Origin of the sequence: Nocardia sp. NBC_01730, assembly GCF_035920445.1 — a bacterium.
In the GTDB taxonomy this organism is placed as follows: Bacteria; Actinomycetota; Actinomycetes; order Mycobacteriales; family Mycobacteriaceae; genus Nocardia.
Map to the genome: position 1 here is coordinate 4,786,297 of NZ_CP109162.1, position 22,018 is coordinate 4,808,314.

General features: G+C 63.8%; 25 protein-coding genes and 1 pseudogene. 10 read left to right on the forward strand and 16 right to left on the reverse strand.

Going from position 1 to position 22,018, the window contains the following annotated elements; all coding sequences use genetic code 11:
- Window positions 1-56: 56 nt before the first annotated feature.
- Window positions 57-1,514 (reverse strand): MFS transporter, encoded by a 1,458-nt coding sequence (locus OHB12_RS19385; protein WP_327110011.1) that lies wholly within the window; start codon window positions 1,512-1,514, stop codon window positions 57-59.
- Between the two features lie 72 nt (window positions 1,515-1,586).
- On the opposite strand from OHB12_RS19385, the gene OHB12_RS19390 reads away from it, so the two are divergent.
- Window positions 1,587-2,069, forward strand: a complete 483-nt coding sequence (locus OHB12_RS19390) for a MarR family winged helix-turn-helix transcriptional regulator (RefSeq protein WP_327110012.1) — start codon at window positions 1,587-1,589, stop codon at window positions 2,067-2,069.
- Window positions 2,070-2,224: 155 nt separating this feature from the next.
- Here the strand turns inward: OHB12_RS19390 and OHB12_RS19395 are convergent, their stop codons facing one another.
- From OHB12_RS19395 to OHB12_RS19405, 3 genes are all read right to left on the reverse strand, one after another.
- Window positions 2,225-2,779, reverse strand: coding sequence for a hypothetical protein (locus OHB12_RS19395; protein WP_327110013.1), 555 nt, complete (start codon window positions 2,777-2,779; stop codon window positions 2,225-2,227).
- Between the two features lie 140 nt (window positions 2,780-2,919).
- A complete protein-coding gene (locus OHB12_RS19400) occupies window positions 2,920-3,879 on the reverse strand; it encodes an alpha/beta hydrolase (RefSeq protein WP_327110014.1) in 960 nt (319 codons plus the stop codon).
- Window positions 3,876-5,255, reverse strand: coding sequence for a flavin-containing monooxygenase (locus OHB12_RS19405; RefSeq protein WP_327110015.1), 1,380 nt, complete (start codon window positions 5,253-5,255; stop codon window positions 3,876-3,878). The genes OHB12_RS19400 and OHB12_RS19405 overlap by 4 nt, the downstream gene beginning before the upstream one ends.
- Before the next feature lie 135 nt (window positions 5,256-5,390).
- On the opposite strand from OHB12_RS19405, the gene OHB12_RS19410 reads away from it, so the two are divergent.
- The gene (locus tag OHB12_RS19410) at window positions 5,391-6,014 is read left to right on the forward strand and encodes a TetR/AcrR family transcriptional regulator (RefSeq protein ID WP_327110016.1); all 624 of its coding nucleotides are present in this window, start codon (window positions 5,391-5,393) and stop codon (window positions 6,012-6,014) included.
- Between the two features lie 115 nt (window positions 6,015-6,129).
- Here the strand turns inward: OHB12_RS19410 and OHB12_RS19415 are convergent, their stop codons facing one another.
- From OHB12_RS19415 to OHB12_RS19440, 6 genes and pseudogenes are all read right to left on the reverse strand, one after another.
- Window positions 6,130-7,272, reverse strand: a complete 1,143-nt coding sequence (locus OHB12_RS19415) for a N(5)-(carboxyethyl)ornithine synthase (RefSeq protein WP_327110017.1) — start codon at window positions 7,270-7,272, stop codon at window positions 6,130-6,132.
- Between the two features lie 210 nt (window positions 7,273-7,482).
- Window positions 7,483-9,300 carry a hypothetical protein gene (locus OHB12_RS19420; protein WP_327110018.1) on the reverse strand — a complete coding sequence of 606 codons (1,818 nt, stop codon included), beginning with the start codon at window positions 9,298-9,300 and terminating at the stop codon, window positions 7,483-7,485.
- Window positions 9,301-9,574: 274 nt separating this feature from the next.
- On the reverse strand, window positions 9,575-10,531 hold the full coding sequence (locus tag OHB12_RS19425; protein WP_327110019.1) for an alpha/beta fold hydrolase: 957 nt from the start codon (window positions 10,529-10,531) through the stop codon (window positions 9,575-9,577).
- An 81-nt stretch (window positions 10,532-10,612) separates the two neighbouring features.
- On the reverse strand, window positions 10,613-10,891 hold the full coding sequence (locus OHB12_RS19430) for a hypothetical protein (protein ID WP_327110020.1): 279 nt from the start codon (window positions 10,889-10,891) through the stop codon (window positions 10,613-10,615).
- 81 nt (window positions 10,892-10,972) lie between these two features.
- Window positions 10,973-11,161 (reverse strand): hypothetical protein, encoded by a 189-nt coding sequence (locus OHB12_RS19435; RefSeq protein ID WP_327110021.1) that lies wholly within the window; start codon window positions 11,159-11,161, stop codon window positions 10,973-10,975.
- 212 nt (window positions 11,162-11,373) lie between these two features.
- Window positions 11,374-11,499: pseudogene (locus OHB12_RS19440) on the reverse strand (redox-regulated ATPase YchF); the annotation flags it as partial.
- Between the two features lie 384 nt (window positions 11,500-11,883).
- Here OHB12_RS19440 and OHB12_RS19445 point away from each other — a divergent pair.
- The gene (locus OHB12_RS19445; RefSeq protein WP_327110022.1) at window positions 11,884-12,288 is read left to right on the forward strand and encodes a hypothetical protein; all 405 of its coding nucleotides are present in this window, start codon (window positions 11,884-11,886) and stop codon (window positions 12,286-12,288) included.
- 340 nt (window positions 12,289-12,628) lie between these two features.
- Here OHB12_RS19445 and sigJ read toward each other — a convergent pair whose 3' ends face one another.
- Window positions 12,629-13,519, reverse strand: a complete 891-nt coding sequence (gene sigJ / locus OHB12_RS19450) for an RNA polymerase sigma factor SigJ (RefSeq protein ID WP_327110023.1) — start codon at window positions 13,517-13,519, stop codon at window positions 12,629-12,631.
- Window positions 13,520-13,653: 134 nt separating this feature from the next.
- Between sigJ and OHB12_RS19455 the strand changes: the two genes are divergently transcribed.
- Together OHB12_RS19455 and OHB12_RS19460 are read left to right on the forward strand one after the other, a co-directional pair.
- Window positions 13,654-14,241, forward strand: coding sequence for an NADPH-dependent FMN reductase (locus OHB12_RS19455; protein ID WP_327110024.1), 588 nt, complete (start codon window positions 13,654-13,656; stop codon window positions 14,239-14,241).
- Between the two features lie 10 nt (window positions 14,242-14,251).
- The gene (locus OHB12_RS19460; RefSeq protein ID WP_327110025.1) at window positions 14,252-14,743 is read left to right on the forward strand and encodes a nuclear transport factor 2 family protein; all 492 of its coding nucleotides are present in this window, start codon (window positions 14,252-14,254) and stop codon (window positions 14,741-14,743) included.
- Between the two features lie 179 nt (window positions 14,744-14,922).
- Here the strand turns inward: OHB12_RS19460 and OHB12_RS19465 are convergent, their stop codons facing one another.
- Both OHB12_RS19465 and OHB12_RS19470 read right to left on the reverse strand, forming a co-directional pair.
- The gene (locus OHB12_RS19465) at window positions 14,923-15,357 is read right to left on the reverse strand and encodes a hypothetical protein (RefSeq protein ID WP_327110026.1); all 435 of its coding nucleotides are present in this window, start codon (window positions 15,355-15,357) and stop codon (window positions 14,923-14,925) included.
- Window positions 15,358-15,398: 41 nt separating this feature from the next.
- Window positions 15,399-15,596 (reverse strand): hypothetical protein, encoded by a 198-nt coding sequence (locus OHB12_RS19470; protein ID WP_327110027.1) that lies wholly within the window; start codon window positions 15,594-15,596, stop codon window positions 15,399-15,401.
- Window positions 15,597-15,691: 95 nt separating this feature from the next.
- Between OHB12_RS19470 and OHB12_RS19475 the strand changes: the two genes are divergently transcribed.
- The 4 genes from OHB12_RS19475 to drt4 all read left to right on the forward strand — a co-directional run bounded on the left by OHB12_RS19475 (window position 15,692) and on the right by drt4 (window position 19,789).
- Entirely contained in the window at window positions 15,692-16,330 is a 639-nt protein-coding gene (locus OHB12_RS19475) for a helix-turn-helix transcriptional regulator (protein ID WP_327110028.1), read from the forward strand.
- On the forward strand, window positions 16,306-16,635 hold the full coding sequence (cutA, locus tag OHB12_RS19480) for a divalent-cation tolerance protein CutA (protein ID WP_327110029.1): 330 nt from the start codon (window positions 16,306-16,308) through the stop codon (window positions 16,633-16,635). The genes OHB12_RS19475 and cutA overlap by 25 nt, the downstream gene beginning before the upstream one ends.
- A 289-nt stretch (window positions 16,636-16,924) precedes the next feature.
- The gene (locus OHB12_RS19485) at window positions 16,925-18,181 is read left to right on the forward strand and encodes a helix-turn-helix domain-containing protein (RefSeq protein ID WP_327110030.1); all 1,257 of its coding nucleotides are present in this window, start codon (window positions 16,925-16,927) and stop codon (window positions 18,179-18,181) included.
- An 81-nt stretch (window positions 18,182-18,262) separates the two neighbouring features.
- Window positions 18,263-19,789, forward strand: a complete 1,527-nt coding sequence (gene drt4, locus OHB12_RS19490; protein ID WP_327110031.1) for an antiviral reverse transcriptase Drt4 — start codon at window positions 18,263-18,265, stop codon at window positions 19,787-19,789.
- Window positions 19,790-19,949: 160 nt separating this feature from the next.
- Here the strand turns inward: drt4 and OHB12_RS19495 are convergent, their stop codons facing one another.
- The 3 genes from OHB12_RS19495 to OHB12_RS19505 form a co-directional block, all read right to left on the reverse strand.
- Complete coding sequence (locus OHB12_RS19495; protein WP_327110032.1) at window positions 19,950-20,363, reverse strand: PIN domain-containing protein; 414 nt, start codon at window positions 20,361-20,363, stop codon at window positions 19,950-19,952.
- Window positions 20,360-20,578, reverse strand: a complete 219-nt coding sequence (locus OHB12_RS19500; protein WP_327110033.1) for a type II toxin-antitoxin system VapB family antitoxin — start codon at window positions 20,576-20,578, stop codon at window positions 20,360-20,362. Before OHB12_RS19500 ends, OHB12_RS19495 begins: the two co-directional genes overlap by 4 nt.
- A 124-nt stretch (window positions 20,579-20,702) precedes the next feature.
- Window positions 20,703-21,347: a dihydrofolate reductase family protein gene (locus OHB12_RS19505; RefSeq protein WP_327121255.1), complete on the reverse strand. Its 645-nt coding sequence runs from the start codon at window positions 21,345-21,347 to the stop codon at window positions 20,703-20,705.
- 86 nt (window positions 21,348-21,433) lie between these two features.
- On the opposite strand from OHB12_RS19505, the gene OHB12_RS19510 reads away from it, so the two are divergent.
- Window positions 21,434-21,985, forward strand: coding sequence for a winged helix-turn-helix transcriptional regulator (locus OHB12_RS19510; RefSeq protein ID WP_327110034.1), 552 nt, complete (start codon window positions 21,434-21,436; stop codon window positions 21,983-21,985).
- Window positions 21,986-22,018: the final 33 nt, after the last annotated feature.

Below are 22,018 nucleotides of genomic sequence, written 5' to 3' on the forward strand. Positions count from 1 at the left end.
GCAAAAGCCCAATGTCGACCCGAGCGAATCCGGATCGGGCTTTCGTAACGGCTCGATCAGGCGTGCCCGACAGTCGACGCCGCGTCAGCCGCCTTGCGCATCGGGATCAGCGTCGTCAGACCGATCGCGGTCAATGCCGCTGTCATCGCGATGAGGAACGTGGTGTGGAACCCGTCGCGGGACGGCAACACGTGTCCGCCCAGCGATATCGTCATGTGTGCGAGCACCACACTCATCACCGCCGATGAGGTCGAGGTGCCGATCGAGCGCATCAGTGAGTTCAAACCATTGGCCGCAGCGGTCTCTGTGATCGGTACCGCGTCCATGATCAGCGCCGGCATCGCCGCATATGCCAGACCGACGCCACCTGCCACGATCATCGCCGCGAGCATGATTTCCCAGACGCTGTTCATCAGCACCACCGCGCACAGGTAGCCGATGGCGATCACCGTGGAGCCGAGCGCGAGGGTTGTCTTCGGGCCTCGGCTCGCCGACAGTCGCGCCGACACCGGCGAGAGCAGCATCATCACGAAACCTGTTGGTGCGAGTGCCAATCCGGCGCTGACCATGGACAGCCCGAAGCCGTACCCGGTCTTCTCCGGCGCCATCAGCAGCTGCGGGAAGGTCAGCGACATGCCGTAGAGCGAGAACCCGACGGCTATCGAGGCCAGGTTGGTGAACAGCACCCTCGGCCGTGCCGAGACCCGCAGGTCCACCAGCGGCGAGCGTTGCCGCAGTTCGTAAGCGCCCCAGCCGAGGAACACCACCACCGACACCGCGAACAGGATCAGGATCCGCGCGCTGGCCCAGCCCCAGTCCGCGCCCTTGGTGATCGCGATGAGCAATGCGAGCAGCGCCACCGACAGGCCGACCGCGCCACCGAAGTCGAACCGCGCGGGCGTGCGCACCGGCGATTCCGGGACGAACACGAAAACCAATGCGGCGCAGACGACACCGAGACCGGCCGAGGTCCAGAACAGCACGTGCCAGTCCGCGTTCTGCGCGATCGCCGCCGCGACCGGCAGACCGATCACACCGCCGACGCCGAGCGTCGCGCTCATGATCGCCATCGCCGAACCCACACGCTCAGCAGGCAGCTCGTCGCGCATGATGCTGATCCCCAACGGGATCGCCCCGACCGCCGCGCCCTGTAGCGAGCGACCGATGATCTCGGGCACCAGCTCGGAGAACGACGCACAGACCACCGAACCGACGATCAACAACACCAGATTCGCGAACAGAATCCGGCGCTTGCCGAACATGTCGCCGAGACGGCCGCTGATCGGAGTCGACACCGCACCAGCCAGCAGCGTGGCCGTCACGACCCAAGACGCATTGGACGCCGAAGTGCTCAGCAGCGTGGGCAACGACGGAATGATCGGAATGACCAGCGTCTGCATGAGCGAGACCACGACACCGACCATGCCGAGCGTCGCAATGAGAAGAGCCGGCGTGGGACGACGCCGGTCGTCGGAACCGGAGACGGTCGAAGACGCGTCGACAGCAACAGTCACATGTGTACGGTACATATGGCGTGTATCGTGCACAATTTGGTATCGACGTGATGCACGCGACATAGTGTCGCCATGCCCGATTGCGGTCCCGCCGACAGCACAGCGCTCACTCGCCTCACCTTCGAGCTGTCACTGTTGGCCAGGCACTTCCCCGCCGCCCTTCTGCGCCGCCCCGGCTTCCAGCTGGACCGCTCGGCCTATCTGATCCTGACCCGGCTCGAGCTCGACGCCCCGCTGAGCCTCCGCGAGCTCTCCGAGGCGTTTCAGCTTGACATCTCCACGATCAACCGCCAGGTCGGAGCAATGCTCAAACAAGGACTGGTCGACCGAGTGCCCGACCCCGACGGCGGCATCGCCCGCAAGCTCCGCGCCAGCGTCAAGGGTCTGGAACTGCTGGCCGCCGATCGAGTACAGAGCCGCCAGGGCATCGGCTCGGTGGTGGCCGACTGGGCCGACGCGGACGTCGATCAATTGAGCAGGCTCGTCGCGCGATTCAACCAATCAGTCGAGCACATCGAAGAAAACCCCTGGCCGCGCCCGCCGGACCTGCGCTGACACTTCGGCCGTTGGCTCCACACACCCCGCATGCCCCGTGAGTCCTACCGCACGCCGCCCATGCGAACACCCAACCGCGAGTGTGAGTTCCATACATCTGCTTCCATGCATCTGCGGAACCCGGCTCGGTCACGAGATGTCCGCGATTTGCCGACTCAGGCGGTCAACCGTACTCGGTACAGCTTGACCCGCAACCATGACGGCGCCAAGCCACAGGCCAGAAGGAGAACAGCCACCACAGCGGCGGTTGCCACCGTCACGGGTGCAATCGCCTCGATCCCTTCCTCGGTGAACGTCACCCAGGGGTACATGGCCACCCAGACCATCGCGAACATACCAACCAGTTGTGCGAGCAGAATGGGCACCGCCGTCCGTGCTCGCATTCCCTGCAGTGTGGCCGCCGACGCGCTACCCGCGAACACCGCGCGCACCCGACGCCAGCCCGACCAATTCAGCAGCAGCGCGACGATGTCGAAAGCCAACGAGACAAGCGCGATCACCATCGGCGCGGGCGGAGCGAGCAACGACGGGTCGGGCATCACCTGGTTGCCGGTCGTGGCCGAGCCGACGGCCAGCACCACCCCGACCAACGCCGCCCCGAGCCAGAACACCAGCCAGCGCAGCTTGGACTGCGCGAGGGAGAGGGTCGCTCGACGTTGTTCGGGTGACCACGCCTCGTACCAGCCGGGTGCACCAACGGGAATCGTCATGAGCTCCCTCTCGTCCCAGGAACCGGTGCAGTCAGAGTATCGAAAATCGTTGCGCGACGGACGAATCAGGCCTTTTCGCCACACTGTGTGGCACAACTGACGATGTGCCGACGGACCGATTCGCACCTGGTTTGCGGTGGTCATGCCGACCCCCCGACTACTCGAACCGCATCCTCCGCCGCCGCGCCGTCGAGCAGTTTCCGCCGCAAAAAATGCAGTTGGTGCTCGACGGCCGGTTCGAAGAATTCTTTTCCGGCGAAGACATCGAAATGGTCGCAGGGATAGTGACGGACCTCGGCACGCGCCTTGAACGCCGCCTTCGCCGCCGCATGCGGTGGCGCCGCGCGATCGAAGTCGGCGATCTGGACCAGCACCGGTGCGCCGATGCGGTCCGCCCGCCGGTCGGCGCGATAACTGCCGAGTTCGACGCCGACGGAAGCATCGACCTCGTTGCGCCAGGACGGACCGGCCAGCGAGAGGTAGCTCTCGTAGTAGCCGTCTGCCGTCAGCGCGGCCTGTTCACCCGGGCGACCGACCAGCGGCATCATGGTCGAGGGTCGGCCCACACGACCGGCCAGCGCACTACGCACACTCGCGACCGTCGACCTCGCGACCGCACCCGCACCGACCTGCGTCAGCGCGTATCGCCCAGCCGCCAAGCCGTTGACCAGCGGGACAACGGCGATGACCGCGCACACATCCACGCGGTCGGCGGCGACCATCATGGCGTGCCCGCCGGATTGCGAGATACCCCACAGCACAATGCGATTCGGGTCGGCTCCCGGCTGCCGTGCGGCCGCTGCCACAGCAGCTCGATAGTCCTCGACCTGGGCGGACATCGACACCTTCTGCCGCGGCTCCCCCGCCGAGGTGCCGAATCCGCGGTAGTCGAAGGCGAAGACGGCCAGACCGGCATCGGAGAAGCGCCGGGCAAAGGGCTCGAGGCCGGAATCTTTCGTGCCGCCGAAACCGTGGGCCATGACCACCACCGGCCGACCCGCCGACCGATCGAAGGGGCTTACCGCGTCATCGATGAAATACCATGCGTCACAAATGATTCCGGTTGAATCGAAGCCCACCTGCCGATAACTCGTGTTCACTGCCCGCCCCCCGTCTGCACGTCGAGCGCTTCAGTCACCCGCGCCCACCGCGGTGGACCTTGGGTGCGAGCACGGTGCGCCCCGGCCGGTATCTCACGGACCCGCATGTCGTGTTCATAGAGAAAGTAGTCGACTTGTTGGGTGTGCCGGGGCCGATCCAGCATGTGCCCGGTGTATCGCTGCTGGTCGGCGGCTATGACACGGTGCATCTCGTGCGGTGACGGCAACCGGTACCGGCCGACGGCGTAGGCGCCGATGAGGCGAGCCTGACATTCCACGAACGGAAACAGGGTCGGCGTCGCCTGAGCGAAGCCCGCGAAGACCAGATCGTCGATACCGGGCACGAACATCCGCTTGTACAGGTCGATCCGATTGTTCGGGGCGCTGACGAAATCGGAGTCGAAGAACGGGAAGCTGATGTTGTATCCGGTGGCGTAGATGATGACGTCGAAGTCGTCGGAGGTCCCGTCCGCGAAGCGCACGGTTTCCCCGTCCAGCCGGGCGATATCGGGCTTGGGGATCACGTCGCCCGAGCCCAGCCGTAGTGGCAGTTCCACCGATTGCGTCGGATGCGCCTCGAAGAACTTGTGATTGGGCGTGGGCAGCCCGTACATCTCCGGCCGGCCCGCGGTGAGTGGTTGACCCCATTGCGCGATCTTGCGCTGCCATGAGAACGGAATGTAGGGGCTGGTGCGGTAGTACTTGTCGGCCGGGCGACCTGCGATGTACTTCGGCACGATCCAGGCGCCGGACCGGGTGGATAGCGTCAGCTTGGTACCGAGCGCCTTCGACGACAGCTCGACCGCGATATCGGCGGCGCTGTTACCGAGCCCCACGACGAGGATTCGCTGGTTGGTGAAGTCCAGCGGGGTTCGCGGATCGATGTAGTGGTGCGCGTGGAGTGTCTCGCCGGTGAACTCGCCCGGGAAGTCGGGATAGCGCGGGTCCCAGTGGTGGCCGTTGGCAACCACCAGCAAATCGAAGCGCCGGACCTCACCCTGCTCGGTCTCCAGTTCCCAACCGCCGTCGGGAAGGCGGCGGGCGTGCTCGACACTGTTCTCGAATTCGATTGCCCTGGTGAGATCGAACGCCGCGCAGTAGTCGTCGAGGTACTGCTTTATCTGCGTATGGTGCGGGAAGTCCGGATAGTCCTCCGGCATCGGGAAGTCCCGGAACGATAACTGATGCTTGGAGGTGTCGATGTGCAGCGAGCGGTAGGCGCTGCTGCGCCCATTCGGATTTCCGAACGCCCAGTTGCCGCCGACCCGGTCGGACGATTCGAAGCACACGTATGCCACGCCGTAGTCGTTGAGCATCTTGCCCGCGGTCAAACCGCTGATGCCGGCCCCGATGACCGCGGTCCGCGGTTGATACATCCTCGATCCCTTCACGCCAGATGTAGACAGATCACATATTCTGTCTACAGGTAGTCAGATTCTCAGATCTGTCCACTCCTTGCTAGGGTTTTCGCGAAACCCGGCGGTTCTGACGCTCTACCGAAAGCGAGGCGCGTGACCGAGGCACCGACGGCCACAGTGGTGGATCGACTACTCGACGCCGCCCAGAAGCTACTGGCCGGCAAGGGGATCCGCGCCACCACTGTCATCGAGGTCGCCGAGGAGGCCGGCGTCTCGCGCGCATGGCTGTACCGGCATTTCCCGGACAAGGTGGCACTGCTGGGTGCGGCGATCGTGCGGCTGACCGACACGTTCTGGAGCGACGCGAGGGCCGAACTCGACACCATCGGCACGTTCGCCGAGCAAGTCGCCGCAGGTGTCCGCATCGGGCGCGGCGCATACGACGACCCCGGTGCGCTGCTCATGCGACTCCGCATCTCCGAACCGGACGAGTTCGCGGCGTGCGCGGGCGCCGGCGTCTCCGGCCTCGTGCCCGATCTCGCCGCCTTCTGGCGACCCTACGTCGACGGCGCGGCGGCCCGCGGCGAGATCCACCCCGGCCATGACCTCGCCGAGGTCTCCGAGTGGGTGGCTCGGTTCCTGATCAGCCTCGGCACGGTGCCGGGCGAGACGATCGACCCCGACGACACCGCGGCAGTCCTGCGCTACGTGCGTCTTTACGTTCTGCCTGCGCTGCAGGCAAACCCGACGCTGCACGGCAATCGGTCAACCGACTGACCAGCCACCTAGGCTCGCGGACAGGTCCTATCGCATTGTGGACGGAGAGCGCGGCGCTACGTACGAGCACGCTCTGATCACGGTCGGCCGGGCGACCGCAGTCCTACACGTCCGATCAGACGACGGCGTACGGGTAGGCCGCGGCGCGGCCCTGGAACGACAGGATCCGCGGGTTCTGGACGCGGCCCTCGCGGATCTCGATCGCGCGCCGAACCGTCGCACTGCCGTCCCAGGCGTCGGGGCCGGCCATCACGATCGGCAGGTACTCCAGCAGCGCCTCAGAATTCTCCCAGGTGGCGGAGTTCCACAGGTATGAAGGGCTGTGGTCGACGCCGTAGTGGTACAGGTCGTCGCCGACAGTGAACATCGGGTCCGCGAACGACGTCGGACGAGCCCACTCGAAGCCCATTCCCTCGTCACAGGAGACGTCGACGAACAGCGTTCCGCGTGGGAACAGGTGTAGATCCTCGTCCATTACGAACAGCAGCGGCTCCTCGGTGTCCTGCAGAATACAGTTGACGACCACGTCGTATTGGGCCAGCATCTCCGCCAGTGGTCCCGGTTCCGGCGCCTTCAGGGCGAGGGTTCGGCTCGGGTTTCCCGGGTCGCGCTCGAACTGCCGCATCCGCACCGACGCGAACGGCGAGGCAACCGCCGAGACGCTGCGCTGTGTCAGCACCGTCACGTCACTGATCCCGAGCGCCGAGAGCGCGCGCACGGCGCCGCGGGCAGTGGCACCGAAACTGATAACGGCCGCCCGCAACCGCCGGCCATAATCCCCGGTGGAACCCCGCAGCTGTAGCGCGTGCAGGACCGAGCAGTAGCCGGCCAGCTCGTTGTTCTTGTGGAAGACGTGGAGACTGAAGTTCCCTTCCTTCGTCCAGTGGTTCATCGCCTCCCATGCAATCAGGGTCAGGCCGCGATCGACTGCAAGCTGGGTCACCCGCGCGTCCTGTACGCAGTGCGGCCACCCCCACACGACCTGCCCGGGGCGCAGGTTCTCGAGGTCCTCCGCCAGCGGCTTCGGCAACAGCAGCACGTCGCACTCGGTGAACAACTCCTCGCGTGTACGGTGCCCGGCGACCAACGGCGCCAGCCGCTCATCGGAGTAGCCGAATCGGTCGCCGTAGCCACGCTCGAGGTAAACACGGCCGCGAAGACCCGAGTCGATCCGGTCGAAGTGCGCCGGGTGGATCGCCAGCCGATGCTCGTCCTCCTTGCGAGAGGTTGCGATGACGCCGATCGTTAGTTGTTTCACCAAATGAGCCTACGCATCGCTGAACGTGTTCGGGCGAGTCCAACCGGGGCACGTACAACATCCGCGTGACATTCGTGTTCGGGGCGGGGTGGCGAATCGACATCCGTATTCACGGGCCGACGAGCCCCCGGCACTGGTACTCGGCTGCCGAGTACCACGGCACGCGGTGAAGGTTCCGCCGCGCGAACGAACTGGTCACGGCTTCCTCGTTCACATGCGGCGCGCTGTGCTTCCGCGCGCGATCGCCGAGCGGTTGGTGAGCCAGACGGGAGAGACCGTGGCGGGCGCGGCAGGCTCGTCGTCCGTGATCGGTACATGACTCTCGCCGGCGTAGTCCAAGTCGTGCGCAACGATCCGCGCGCGATCGATTCCCCACTCGGACGGTTCGTGATCGACGATCGGATGCGCGGACGCGTGCGCGGATTCCGGCCGGTCGGCCGCGTGCGGTGCCGTCGCGGTGCGGGTGGAGTCTCCGGTTTCGCGCGCGATCGGTGACGTGTCTTCGGCCGCGATCGGTGCGTCCTGCTCCAAACGTGGCACGCGATCGGCTTCGCGCGCGATCAGTGCGCGATCGGTCGCGAGCTCGGTCAGTGCACGGTCGTCGGCCGCGCGCGCGGGGATCGGCTCCAGCACGCCACGCGCGACCGACTCGTGGTACGCCCCTGCTGTCTCCGCGGGCACGACATGCTCGTCTTCCTCCGCTGAGGAAGCAGGCGCACTGCGTTCGCGCTCTACAGAATCGGAGCGCTCCGAGTGCACGATGGGCGCAGGCGCCGCCTGCCCGCTGATCTGTATATGGGCGAGCGTCTGCCGCAACGCCGCCTCCAACCGCGCATCCAGATGAGCCTCACCCGCATCAACCTCTGCAGACGCTTCCCGGCCGCTCGGCTCGGCCGCTGAGGTCGGCGTTGTGGCCAGCACCAGCTCGGTGATCATCTGCTCGGACATCGCGGCAGCGGGGTCAGCGGTGGACGCCGCGATCTCGGCGGTGCGGTGTTCCGCGGTGGCAGCTGGAGCGCGCCGTTCGCGCTCCACATTGTCGACGGAATGCCGCACCGGGAAAGCCTTATCCGCGGCGACCTCCGTAGCGTCGGCCTGGTGCTCGGTAGCACCAGCGGGGTGCTCCGTAACGCGGTGAGCGGTCGTGGGCTGCGCGGTGAGGATGCTCGGCAAGATCTGGTTCCCGGCGCCGCCGACCTGTGTGAGCGCCGCGAGCCTGGCTTGGAGGTCTTCATGGTCGGGCACGGCAGCGGTCGCCTGCTCGATCGCGCGTCCGTATCGCTCGGCGACGAGCCGGTGAGTGACGAGCGCGACGCCGATCATGATCGGCGCGATCGCGTGGATCCCGATACCGGTCGCGTCGCCTACCTTGAAGTAGGGGAAGGTATTCAGCGCGATGCTCGCTGTCAGCAGAACGCCCTCGACGGTGTAGATCTGCCACAGTCTGTCGATCACACCCCACTCGGCGGTATCGCCGGTGGACAGCATCAGCGCGACAAGTACCGCGCTGATCAAGGCTTCCAGGCCGTAGGACAACCACCACATCGGGTTGGTCACGCCGCCGGTCGGCGCGATGTTCTGCTGCACGGTGACCGCGGAGAACAGCATCGAGAACGCGACGACACCGGCGAGTAGCCCCAGCACACGAGGTTTGCGCTGGTGCAGACGAGCCACTTTCGCGTGCGGGCTGCTGCTGCGTCGCTGCTCCCCGATCGCCTCCGCGGCTCGCAGTAGGTCCGCGGCTTCGCGTTCGGCCAACGCGGCCGCCGTGCGGCGCACCCGTTCCGCGGCATCAGCGGCCGCCTGGATACGTGCCCGGTGTTCGTAACGTTCGTGGTCACGCACGAGCTCGGCCAACTGGCGGGAGGCGGCGAGCTCACGCTCCGACAACGCTTCCAGCAGCGCTGGATCGTCCTGGTGCGCCAACCGCTCATGCGCAATCTGCACCCGGTCCGGCAGCGCACCGGCCACCAAATCGTCCACCGGCGGCGCCGCGGCGGACGCGAGGGTCGTGAAACGACGGATCATCAGCAAGAACCTTTCCGACGAAGGAGTGTTCCAGACTCAGCGGGCCAGAACGACATCCGGCCGTCGACATCTATCCATCGAGCGCAACAACCCACCTCAGCCGCGACCGAGGATGCCGCTCAATTAGAACAGCGGCGCCGGAGAAGAGCACGCCGACCGCGAAACCGGCGATGACAACAGAAGTCGTCGGCGACGGTTGGCGTCTCAGACGTTGAAGCGGAACTCGCCCCGGTTCCGGCAGCCGCCAAGACCTCTGCGCGACAGTGCGAGCGGACTACGCGATGAGTGCGCGGTGAGCGTCCTTGCCCCTGCCGGTACCGCCTGCTCGTGTCATCAGGCGAGCGATGGCCTCGGCAACCCGGCTCGGCTGCTCGAGTATCACCGAGTGACCGGCGCCTTCGACCATCACGAAATCCGAGTACTCGACGGCGGCGGCCATCGCGACGGAATGCGACGGCGGCGTCATCAGGTCGGCGGAGCCGCACAGCACCAACGTCGGGATCTTCGAGAGAACAGCAAGCGCGTCTGTTTGGTCATAGACCATGAAGGCGCTTAAGAAGCTCGCCATCGTCACGATCGGCGTCTCGTTGTGCATCGCATTGGCAAGGGTGAGCACGCGAGCGCTGACCTTGCGATCGCCGAATTCGGCGGTACGGATGATCGGGGCGAAGACCTTGCAGCCCATGAGCTTTATGTGGTGCATCACACCCGGGGCGCATCGGACAGCCGCCTGGAATACCGAAACGACCGGGTTGCGCAGGAGGCGGCCGAAGCCGGCGTCGGCAAGCCCGCTCGCAGCGGTCGCGATGAGTGCGACGCCGACGACGCGAGTGCCGATCTCGTGCGGGTTCTGGCTGGCGTAGGTCAGCACGGCCATGCCGCCCATCGAGTGGCCGACGAGGACGACCGGCCCGGTAGGGGCGACAGCGTCGACAACAACCCGCAGATCGTAACCGAGCTGCTCGAGGTTGTAGGTTTGCCGGGATGCCGTGGAGGAGTCGCCGTGGCCGCGGTGGTCGTAGCAGACGACCCTGGCGCCACCGTATCGGCGCAGCAGCGCGTCGCGGACGTAAGTCCAGGACTCGGTGCGCAGGCAATGTCCGTGCAAGAGCACGACTGTGAGGTCCGCATTTCGTGGGCCGTATTCGCGAACCGCAAGTGCGACACCGTCTTCGGTCGAGACCGTGGCACGACGTTCTGCCAAGGTAACGATTGTGCGGGAGATCGACATCGGAGGCTCCGGTTCGCTGGCGGTGACTTGTCCAACTGTTCGCCGCATTTGTCGCCGGTATCAGGCCCCCGAGTGCTGGGGTCAGTCCCCCAAGGGGGAGCAAAACACCACCAAGGGTGAGGCCTGTTCGCCGATGGCGTACACGACCGGGAAATGGACCCGATTCAACGCACGGCGCTGATCCTGCTCCAACAGTGCGGACATCCACGCGAGGATGGTGATGCGCTCGACGCCGGCGGACACCGCCCTGCGGGGCAGCTCGGGTCCGGTCTCGGCCACTCCGGCGGTCACGGTGATGTGCACCACCGCCAGAAAAGTGTTGGGCTTCCGCTCCTGCCTGCTCTGTCCAGCCCTGCCCAATGCCTCCCTGATCAGACCCGCGCCGAGGCAGATTATCGGTCGGCCCGCACGGCGGATGGTGACAGCATCCCTGCTGAGATCTCAGATCGCGACAACGAACTTCGGTGGGTCCGAGGTGAGTCCGGCGATCTCCACGAGGCCATCGACCGTGGCCCGCATCTGGGCGGGCATCGTCCCCAGCACCGTACGTCGAGCCCACAGCGGCCCGATCCAGTAGATGACCAACGCCACGATCAGGACCGCGGCGGTCCACCACAGCGCCGACCGCACCGCAGCGTCTCCGAATCCACCGGGGACACAGTCGGATCCGCCGGTCGCCGCCTGCCGATCATGGCGCGCACACGAGTACCGATCCCGGTCGTGGCGGCGTCGACCGCGTTGCCGGTCGCGTGGTCCGAAAGTTGTTCGACCACCATCCAGAGCAGCGGTAGCACGAACGGCGCGACATCGGGAAGCCCGAAACGTACCGGTCCCCGCCATATGGCCGACTCCTCGTCCAGTTCGAGCAGCTCGGCTTCCACCTCGGCATCCAGGAACACCGAATCGGCCGGTGCTATGGAGGCTTTCAGTGCCGCGACCTCCGCCTCGTCGGTGAGCACCGACTCGTCGTCGGCGACGGACTTGCGGTCCTTCTTGACCTCGGCTTGCTTCTCCAGCCGCCGACTCATCCACGCGTGCTGCTGGAATGACACGTTCGAGTCCCCTCGCCCGACAGTTGCGACCGCTCACATGACTGGATTCTGACGCAGATGGAATCACTTCCGGGCGGTGCGAGTCGGTTGCGGTCGTCTGCGACTTCCACGTACGGCCAGGGGAAACGAGGGAATCTCAAAACAGCGTGAACCATCTTGCGGTGCGTCACGTGTCTCCTGATAAGCCCTCAGCAGTAGGGATACGGCATAGACGTTGTGTCAATAGCGTCGAGCGTCGTTCGAAGATCTTGCGCTACCCGCGTAACGCAAGACTGCACGTCAAGAAGAAGAGGTTTCTACATGATCAACGCCAAGAAGACAGTTGCCGTGTGTGCGAGCGTAATCGGAATCACTGCCGGGATGGCGGTATTCCTGCCCGCGACCGCGTCCGCGGCAACCTACGGTGGGCAGTGCGGCAAGGGATATGCCGTGATCGACTCGCGCGACCTCGACGGCGCCACCGCCTTCCTCACCTACAACGGTAAGACGAACTGCGTTGTCACCGTCCGAGACCAGCCAGGGAAACCCGTGCGGATGGGCGCCGGGCTGCGGCGGTCAGGGGTTAGTACCGACGTAGTCGTCGACGACGCCAAATACACCGAGTTCGCGGGTCCGGTGAAGGTCGACGCAAAGGGCGAATGCATCGACTGGGGCGGCCTCATCGGTGACGACCAGTCGCAGGTATTCCGAGTGCACTGCGGCTGAATGACATACCCACCCGATGGATCGGGGCTGATCTCGACGTGGGCAGCTGGTCCCGTCTATTTCGCAACGCCGTGGCCTGACGCCCACGCCTCGCGAGCGGATTCCGATGCTCACTCGTTCGCCCAGTGGAATACTCACCCCTGCTCCCACCGAAAGGCGCAAGGGTGAGTATTCCATGTGTATGCCGCAGCTCTTCCCGAGCATTGGGGTGATCGTGCGGCATCCTCGCTGTTGATCGCAGGATGGCTGTTCGAGCGCCGACTCATCGGCGTCGAAGACATAAAGAAAAGGCGGTCCGACCAAACATCGTCGTTCCTCGCCGTCGGGTGATCACCGCAGATCAGTTGGCTTTCCATGGCCGTAGTTTCTCCGGATTGCGGATCGCCCAGATGCGAGTGATCCGGCCGTCGGCGATGTCGAAGGCGTAGACCGACACGATGGTGTCGGCGAGCTGCGCCACCAGGCCGGGTTGGCCGTTTACCGTGCGCTCGAGCAGCGTCACCTCGGGGGCTCGGGCGGCGATTTCGATCCAGGCGCGGGCGATCTGCTCGCCGCCGGTGATCGGGCGGCGGAAAGCCGGAGCCAGACCGCCGCTGTCGGCGGTCGCGGTCGCCCGCGGATCGAGCAAACCGATCAGTGCCTCGATATCCCGCGTCTCCCAGGCCCGTTTGAAGTCCCTCACCACCTCGGCGCGCTGGGTGCTCGGCGGGTGCTGCGATGTAGCGATGCGGCGGCGGGCACAGGAAGCGAGCTGGCGGCAGGCCGCGGGGGTGCGCCCGACGATGTCGGCGACCTCGGCGAAGGAGTAGCGGAAGACGTCGTGCAGGACAAACGCCACCCGCTCGGCCGGCGTCATGGAATCAAGCACGACGAGGAAGGCCATACTGATCGACTCGTCGAGGGTGACCCGGTCGGCGGGATCGGCGGGGGCGGGACCACCGAGCCATTCGGAACGGTCGGGTACCGGCTCCGGTATCCATTCGCCGACGTACCGTTCCCGCCTGGCTCGCGCCGACCCGAGCAGATCGAGGCAGATGCGGCCGGCGACGGTCGTCAGCCAAGCGCCGGGCGCTGCCACATCCTGCCGCTGCCGCTCGGATAAGGCGTACCAGCGTGCGTAGGTCTCCTGCACCGCATCCTCGGCTTCGGCCAGCGAGCCGAGCAGCCGGTAGGCGAGATTGATCAGCTGACGGCGTTCGCTGATCACCGAGCGCAGGTGCGGTTCGGTCATGGTCGGCTCCTTCGGTCGATGCGGCCCTCACCTAATTGACGAAACAGCGACCCGAACTGTGAGACGGCCTGACATTCCGGCCGGCTGCGTCGTCGGAAGGTCGTGACACTTTCAGCAGAGCAGGAGTTCCGGACATGATCAGAATCGGCATCATTCTCGGCAGTACCCGGCCCAACCGCAACGGTCAGCAGGTCGCCCGGTGGGTTCTGGATACGGCATCGCGGCGCGGCGACGCCGAGTTCGAACTGATCGACCTGCGCGACCACCCGCTACCGCACTTCGACGAGCCGGTGGCGCCGATGTTCGGCCCTTCCGTACATGAGCACACCCGCGCCTGGGCCGAGCGGATCGCCCCGTTCGACGGGTTTGTGATGGTGACCCCTGAGTACAACCACTCGGCCCCCGGAGTGTTGAAGAACGCCATCGACCACCTGTTCGCGCAGTGGGCCGACAAGGCGGTCGGATTCGTCTCCTACGGCGCGGGTGGCGGCGTCCGCGCGGTGGAGCATCTGCGGCTGGTTTGCAGTGCCCTGTGCATGGCCGATGTGAGCGCCCAGGTCGTCATCTCGGTGCTCACCGATTTCGAGAACTACACCGCCTTCCAACCGGGCGACCGCCACGCCACAGCCCTGAACACGTTGCTGGATCAGGTCGTCGCGTGGAGCGCCGCACTCGCGCCGCTACGGCAGGCCGCCGCCGAAACCACTCTCATCAATTCCTGAGGAGCCGATCATGCTGACACCACACGACTTTCGGTCACTTGCCGACCGTGTCGAGATCGAAGCGCTACGCGGCGAATTCACCGACGCGGTGATGATGCGCGACTTCGACCGCCTGGCATCACTGTTCACCGACGACGCGGTACTACGCATCCCCGACGCAGGTATCGAACTCGCCGGCCGCACCGAACTCCAGACCAAAATGCGGCTGATGCAAGACGCCTGGGACTATTTCGTTCAGCACACCCATCCCGGCGCGATCGAAATCGACGGCGACACCGCCACCGGCCGCGCCCACATCTGTGAACTCGGCCGGTTGAAAAGCGGAAGTTCGCATTTGAACTATGCGATCTACCACGATCGCTACCGACGAACAGCCGACGGCTGGAAGTTCACCGAACGGGTCTACGAGATCCGATACCTCGACAGCTCGCCGCTACCGGGCTCGCCGCCGGGAGAGAACGGACTGGGTGTGCACGTATCCGCTGTGCAGCTACCCGGGTGACCATGCGCTGCCCACTGGGCCGCCGTAACCCAAGCAGCCCCGTGGGCGGCATCGAGTCCCGCGGTCTCGTCAGCGTGAACAAGGTCCCGACATCGGAATTCACCAGCAGGCGCATTCGTGTTCGACTGTGGGAGATAAGCCAGGTTCGCAGCGACCGCTCCGCCCCGGATTCCGACAGCTCAGGTCGACGCGTTGGGGTTCAAAGTCCACGGGACAGGCGGCTGACCGTCGACTACTTCAGCGACCAGATCCACCCACGCGACAGCGAGCATGCCGACCGTGAACCATGCGTCGTGCATGACGTTCTGCGGCACGGCGTCACGGGTGTGGATGAGGATTTCAGCAGCGACATGCGCCGCCGCCAGCTCATCCACGGCACGACCGAAAGCATCCGACGACGCGACGTGGCTGGTCACCCAATTGTCGATCAGGGTGACGAGCTCGCCTCTGCGACGGTCGATGTCGCCGGTTCTCGCGATGTCGATATGCCGTACACGATGTAGGTGCGCAAGGTCCTTCGCCCAGCGCGCAATCAAGTGATCACCGGGCCGATAACCATTTTCCCCGCGGAACGCGGCAATGACTTCGCGCCAACCTGGCACACTCGCGCGCACAATGGCACCTTCAACGGAGGAGAATCGGGGAATCACCGCACCTACTCGTCGTCGTAGCCGAAGCTGTAGGCCGCGGCGACCAGGTACTGGAGACATCGAGGGCCGTCGCTAGCGTGGAGGTCGAGTACGAAGCGGGCTTCCTCGAGGGAAGTGGGTGGCGTCTCAGCGGCGCAGTCGGCGTGCATAGTGCGCCATTCGTCGGCGAAGGAAGGCACACCGGCGGACCTCGGAAAATTCATACCACCCCCCGTACAGCGCTCACACGACCCAAAGGTCTTCCCACGGACTGATTGGGCGCAACTGGATACCATGGGCTCGATATGGAGGCGAGTAGATGAGTGCCAGCACCGGAAAGGTCATCCAGCAGCGACGCGAGCTCCTCGGGTTGTCGCAGCCCGATCTCGCTGAGGCCGCCGAGGTGAGCGTCCGCCAGATCGCGCGTTATGAAGCTGACGAGCAATCGCCGACGCTGCCGGTGGCGATACGTTTGGCCGCAGCACTGCAAATCTCTCTTGCCGCGTTGGCCGGTGTCGCGGAAACCTCCCTGGATCTGGCCGGTGACTGGTGGGCAGCCTGGCAAACCTGGAAAGACGGTGTGGAGCGCATCGACGTCCACCCTCTGACCGTTCGACACGAGGGCGACTACCTGCTTCTCGACGGCTCCCGAGCCCGGCCGGTCGCGGATGGCAGCTACGAGTGGCGGGGCGAGCTGCGGTTGTGGGACAACGAATCGCTGATGGGTTGGTACTCCGCCACCGAGGGCGCGACTCGATCGAAGGGCACGATCTATTTCGCGTTGCATCCTCACGGCACGCACGCCCTCGGCTCGTGGACCGGGCTGTCGTACGAGGGGATTGTGGTCCGTGGTTGGGGCGCGATCGCGCGGGAGAAATCCCAAGTGGAGCAACTGATCTCGGAGTTGATACGAATAGAGGGAGCGTTGAAGTCATGGCCGTCGACGACGAACTCGTAAGCGTCAGCATCACCGCCGCCGATGCCGAATGGCTGGCGGAGTTCACACGCAAGCTGGTCACCGATCGGCTCGCGGCGTGCGGAAACATCCACCCATCGATCAGGTCTATTTACCGATGGGACAATGCAATCGAGGACGACACCGAAGCCCTGGTCACACTGCATACGCGGCGCTCGCACGTCCGGGAGATCATCGCTCGCGCCGATGTCGAGCACCCCTACGACACCCCGCAGGTTCTCGCTGTTCCGATCGTGGTCGCCCATCCCGGCTACCGAGATTGGGTGCTGACCGAAACGGCTGGCTGACCTACCTCGCACAGTTCGGGACTCGTCCGCGAGCCTGCGCTTGATGTCGTAGACGCTAGGCCCTCGTGCAGGCACAGATCTACATGTTCCTAGCGCCGCGACAACCAACCCGCACGCGGCGATTACCGCACTTGACCATATGGCTATGTCCATCTATACCTCCGGAGAAAACTGCTTGGGCACCGCAGCGCCAGCGTCGAGCGTTGACGATTCATAGCCTGGTCTTGTTCATGACTTTTTAGTCATGATTTTCCGTCTACAGCTGTCTACATCCGCCTACGATGACGCCATGACGGGAAGCGGGGGCGTCCACTCGATCGACCAACCGGCGGTACTCGGCGCACGTCTGAGGGAAGCGCGGGAAGCCGCGGGCTTGTCCCTGTCCGGCCTCGCCAGCAAGGTTCCCTACAGTCGTGCCGCGCTGGGCCACTACGAAACTGGTGCGAGAACTCCGCCAGCCGATGTGATCGAGTGGTACGAACGTGAGTGTGGAAAGTTCGCTGATTCCGTGACCGCGATATCGATCCTCGGGAGAGCCGACGTGGACCGTCGCAGCTTCTTACGCAACGCCACCTACTCTGCGGCGTTGAGCGCGACCGGTCTTCTCGGCGCCGGTGAGCTCGCCCGACTGGCCAGTGTCGAATCCGGTCGCCGCGCCGACATGCGTGAGGTTCGCGCCGTCCAAGCAGTGACAGATGCGTTCGTTAAGCTCGACGAGTCGCGAGGGGGAGGTATCGGCCGGACCGCGGTTGCCGAGTTCCTGGGAACGGACGTGGCTGCCTTGCTGAACGCTCGGTTCCCCGACAGCAACACGCGTATGCACGCCTTCAGCGCTGCGGCAGAACTCGCCTATCTCGCTGGCTTCAAAGCCCATGACGCAGGCCAGGACGGGATCGCGCAGCGATATTTTCTCGCGGCGCTGCGGTTGGCCGAGGACAGCGGGATGCCCGGTCACGACGCGTTCGTGTTCCGGATCCTTGCCCTGCAAGGCACGGACATCCAGCAGAACAAATTCAGCGTGGCGCTGGCCGAACAGGCCGAGCGTCGCGCACGCAGCAAAATCGGCCCGGACGTGATGGCACTGTTCACCGTTGCCGTGGCGCGATGTCATGCGGAGAACGGCGACGCGCGCGCCGCTCACGCAGCATTACGCCGCGCCGAGCCACACATCCACGCGGAGATGGACGAGCCACCACCGCGGTGGGTGGCGATGTGGTGCCCGAACAAGGCCACCGTAATCGACCAGACAGCCAAGACGTTTCAGGCCCTCAGCGAACTCCGGGATGCCGAGAACCACTACCAGCTTGGAACTTCCATCTGGGACCCCCACACTCATGCGCGGGTGTTCGCGCTAACCGCAGCCGAGACCGGTCTCATCCGCTGGAGAATGGGCAACCACGACGCCGCAGTCGCGATCTGGCGGTCTGCGCTCCCGATCCTCCATCGCGTCGACTCGGCACGAACAACCAAGTCATTCAGTAAGATTCGGGCTACGGCACCAGAACTCTTCGCCGACACCGACCCGTCGACGGTTCCCAAGCTGTAAAGGATTCTGGGGTCGACCACATATTTTTGAAGCAATAGATGCCTAATCCTCAAAATTTACCAAAGGAACTGTGAATTTTTAATGGTGAAACTCGGCAACCTGTTGTTCAATGTACCTAATGCACCACAGGTTCGCGATGGCCTCCTGAAGCATAACTACTTTCCTTCGATCGCAAAACGCCGCGATGAATTACCGCCGTCGATTGTTTCTACCGATTTCACGGCCGATGTAGCAAATGAACTGATCCAGCAGTGTTCGACTTCAAAAGGCATCAGAAAAGATTACGATGCAGTCAGTTACGAAGCCACTAGATTCAATCTTGTAGCCAGGAGGCTTTCTATACCACACCCGCTACCATATGCACGGCTTGTCAATACTATCGCAGACAACTGGACAAACCTGCGATACGTGGCCACCAATCAGAAGAGCCAGTTTCGACCCGCCTACCACGGCGATGGTCGATTGATCGCTATGAACTACGGCAGACAGTGGGCTCACAATAAAATCGGAATGAAGTGGGCACGATTCGGAGCAGAATACCGCGTATCCGCAGACGTTGCGAATTTCTATCCCGGATTCTATACACATTCCATACCTTGGGCCATCGCAGGACATTCCATTGCCAAAAAGAACCGGTCACCCAGCACTTGGTACAATGAATTGGATATGCGGTTTCGCGACTGCAATCGAGGCGAGACTGTAGGGCTTCACGTAGGGCCTGGTACATCAGCCATAGGCTCCGACATCGTTCTTACGGCAGTCGACAAAATTTTAGAGACAAAGGGCTATAATTATACGCGATTTGTCGATGACTACAAATTCTATGCGGTGGACCGGCGCGATGCAGAGAACTTTATACTGGATCTATCCGAGGCACTATCATCCTTTGGCTTGAAGCTGAACGGCGGAAAAACTAAAGTAGAAGAACTTCCAATTCCTGATCGGCCAGGCTGGATGCGTGCACTGCTCCCTCAAATACCACAGTCTACACATTTTTCTCGACTGGAGCCATATCTAGAAGAAGCAATGGAACTGGCAAAAGTTACGCCAGACGGAAGCGTTTTGAAATTCGCAGTCGACGCTGTCCTGCGGACAAAGGACCTTGAGAGTAGAGCGGACGAAATTCTGCCTTGCCTATTTACTATCGCGTTTCATACTCCCGGATTGCTACCTGAGATAAGTCATATCATAAGGGAAAGCAACACAACTGGTGTCCAGTATACAGATGAATTGAACTCCCTACTGCGGCGCCACGCCCGCTTCCGACGTTCCGACGGAATGTCTTGGGTTCTTCACATCATGCGCGAGGAGAGCGTCCCCCTGAAAGATAGCTCGATAGATAGCGTAATGGAAACCGGCGACTGTATTCCCCTCGTCCTTCTACACAAGACTGGACAAACCGAAGCAGCTGACGCTGTGACGAACCACGTCAACACAAAGCTTGCGACCTCACCCGTCAGCTATGACCTAGATCAAGACTGGCTCTTGTATTACGAACTATTTCTACAGGGGACAATTTCAAATCCATATAGCCAAATTGCAGAAAATCGGGCAGCTCAAGAGGCATTTGAATGTCTGAAAGAACGCAGCGTGTCGTTTGTGAAATAGTTGCCGCCCACATGCCAAATGCGGGTTGCAAAAGTATTTTTCGATACACTACACAAGGGAGTCGCCAACGCATCCTTTGATTCATGAAGGACCACAGGCTGGAATGGAAAAGGGCTATACATTAAAACGGAACTCGACCGCGTTCCGCCGCGAACCAACGTCACGGCGAAGGCGCGATGTATTCGCACTGCAGGTCGGACACCCTCGCGATGTGCTCGAAGTCGTGGTCCGCGGCAAGCACGGTCGCATCGTTCACGATGGCATACCCGGCGATGAGGATGTCGTGCGAGCCAGCCGCCCTGACGAGCCCCTCGTTCCAGAGTGCTGCCTGGATATCGAGCACAAGCGATTCGTCGGGTGCGTGCTCGAGCGGGAATCCGAGGGAGATCTGCTCTCGGTAGTTCGCGTGCTCTACGGGCGTCCAGGCACTGTGGCAGAACTCGAGCACCTGCGGCGGGCAGGTGACGAACAGGTCGGCCGGTGCTCGCTCGATACGCCGCAGGCGCGCAGTGATACCCGGGTCCCCAGTGGCCAGCCTCGCCCAGACCGAGTTGTCGACCAGGTAGTCGGTCACGAGGACTGGGACTCGCCCGGAGAGACCACTGGCGCGCCTAGCTCGTTGTCGAGGTCGGTCAGTCCCGCGATACCGTCGATCATCGCGCCCTTCTGCTTCGAGGCGATAAGCCGGCGCAACGCGAGGTCGAGGACGGCTCGGTTCGATCGCTCGCCCGTGAGCGCTCGGGCACGCTCGATGAGCTGCGGATCCAGGTCGACGCTGGTGACTGCCATGACTACCCCTCCCGTTTGTTATATGTCTGATTATATATCGGGCGGCGTCACGGGGCCACCCCAGCCGTACCGGGACTCCGGCTCGAGCATGGGGACCAAGCCACCGACCCGAGCCACCGCGCTCTCACTCGCTGCGGTTCCTGTTCCACAGCTGATGCGTCAGACCGCTGGATGTGCTGATGGACTCAACACTGAATCGCTCTTCCAAGCCAGTGAGGTGATCCCAGATCCGAACACCAGCACCGAGCACGATCGGAATGATCGACACGTGCAGAAAATCAATGAGATCGGCCTGGAGGAACTCACGCACGGTGGACGGCCCGCCGCCGATCCGGACGTCCAACCCCGCGGCTGCATCTTGCGCCAAGCGAAGCGCCTCCTGTGGCGAGGCATCCACGAAGTGGAAACTGGTGCCGTTGCCGAACTCGAGTGCTTCGTGCGGGAAATGGGTCAGAACAAAGACCGGGGTGCGGAAGGGCGGCGCATCTCCCCACCATCCCGTCCAGCCGTCGTCCGGCCATTCGCCCGCCTGCGGGCCGAACTTGCGACGACCCATGATCTCCGCCCCGACACCCTGGCCCCACATACTGAACATGGCGCGGTCCACGGTCACCGGTTCGTCGATTCCGTGAATGCCGTGGATGACACGTCCGTCGAACTTGCCGAAGAGCGCCCCCGCTCCGCCGATCGGCGCTTCGAGCGTCACGTGATCACCGGCGGCATACCCGTCCGAGGAGACGAAGAGGTTGTGGACTCGCGTACGCGACATAATGGCTCCAAACAGGTGGTTGCAAAATGAAATCACTCGCATCCTAGCGTAGAGTGATTTCTATCTGCAATCACTTTGGAGGTCGGATGGCGAGAGAACAGCCCCGATCAGGGTGCGCGATCAATGCGGCGGTCGAGGTGCTGGGCGACGCCTGGAGCCTCATCGTGCTTCGCGACATCGTTTTCGGCGGTCGCCGACACTTCCGCGAGCTCCTGACGCGCAACGACGAAGGCATCGCGTCGAACATCCTCGCCAACCGCCTCCGAAATCTGGTCGAGGATGGCCTGCTGTCTCGTGACGATGCGACGCGGGGGCAGCGGGCGGCGTATTCACTCACCGAGGCAGGGATTCAGACGGTTCCGGTGATGGTGGCCCTCGGGACCTGGGGCATGCATCATCGAGCCACGTCACACGCATTGAGCGTGCGCGCTCGCATCCTGGCCGAGTCCCCCGACCTCGTCGACGACCTCATCGACGACCTCCGCGAGATTCACCTCGGCATTCCGCGACCCGCCCCCGAACGCCCCCTTGCGTCCGAACGACTGCAGCACGCGTTCGAGGCCGCCACAGAGAGAGCGGGGGCATGGTCCAGTGGCAGCGACGCGCCCGAACCAGCAACCTCGAACGCCGACGTCTGAACGTTCGGGCGTCCCGACGCCTTCGTAAGAAGG

Bases quoted from the DNA above. Each gene is read 5' to 3' on its own strand.
- OHB12_RS19475 (WP_327110028.1), top strand. From the start codon at position 15,692: ATGAGTGCCAGCACCGGAAAGGTCATCCAGCAGCGACGCGAGCTCCTC.
- cutA (WP_327110029.1), top strand. From the start codon at position 16,306: ATGGCCGTCGACGACGAACTCGTAAGCGTCAGCATCACCGCCGCCGAT.
- OHB12_RS19485 (WP_327110030.1), top strand. From the start codon at position 16,925: ATGACGGGAAGCGGGGGCGTCCACTCGATCGACCAACCGGCGGTACTC.
- OHB12_RS19500 (WP_327110033.1), bottom strand. From the start codon at position 20,578: ATGGCAGTCACCAGCGTCGACCTGGATCCGCAGCTCATCGAGCGTGCC.
- OHB12_RS19455 (WP_327110024.1), top strand. From the start codon at position 13,654: ATGATCAGAATCGGCATCATTCTCGGCAGTACCCGGCCCAACCGCAAC.
- OHB12_RS19405 (WP_327110015.1), bottom strand. From the start codon at position 5,255: ATGTATCAACCGCGGACCGCGGTCATCGGGGCCGGCATCAGCGGTTTG.
- sigJ (WP_327110023.1), bottom strand. From the start codon at position 13,519: ATGACCGAACCGCACCTGCGCTCGGTGATCAGCGAACGCCGTCAGCTG.
- OHB12_RS19445 (WP_327110022.1), top strand. From the start codon at position 11,884: ATGATCAACGCCAAGAAGACAGTTGCCGTGTGTGCGAGCGTAATCGGA.
- OHB12_RS19425 (WP_327110019.1), bottom strand. From the start codon at position 10,531: ATGTCGATCTCCCGCACAATCGTTACCTTGGCAGAACGTCGTGCCACG.
- OHB12_RS19460 (WP_327110025.1), top strand. From the start codon at position 14,252: ATGCTGACACCACACGACTTTCGGTCACTTGCCGACCGTGTCGAGATC.
- OHB12_RS19390 (WP_327110012.1), top strand. From the start codon at position 1,587: ATGCCCGATTGCGGTCCCGCCGACAGCACAGCGCTCACTCGCCTCACC.
- drt4 (WP_327110031.1), top strand. From the start codon at position 18,263: ATGGTGAAACTCGGCAACCTGTTGTTCAATGTACCTAATGCACCACAG.
- OHB12_RS19510 (WP_327110034.1), top strand. From the start codon at position 21,434: ATGGCGAGAGAACAGCCCCGATCAGGGTGCGCGATCAATGCGGCGGTC.
- OHB12_RS19420 (WP_327110018.1), bottom strand. From the start codon at position 9,300: ATGATCCGTCGTTTCACGACCCTCGCGTCCGCCGCGGCGCCGCCGGTG.
- OHB12_RS19470 (WP_327110027.1), bottom strand. From the start codon at position 15,596: ATGAATTTTCCGAGGTCCGCCGGTGTGCCTTCCTTCGCCGACGAATGG.
- OHB12_RS19395 (WP_327110013.1), bottom strand. From the start codon at position 2,779: ATGACGATTCCCGTTGGTGCACCCGGCTGGTACGAGGCGTGGTCACCC.
- OHB12_RS19505 (WP_327121255.1), bottom strand. From the start codon at position 21,347: ATGTCGCGTACGCGAGTCCACAACCTCTTCGTCTCCTCGGACGGGTAT.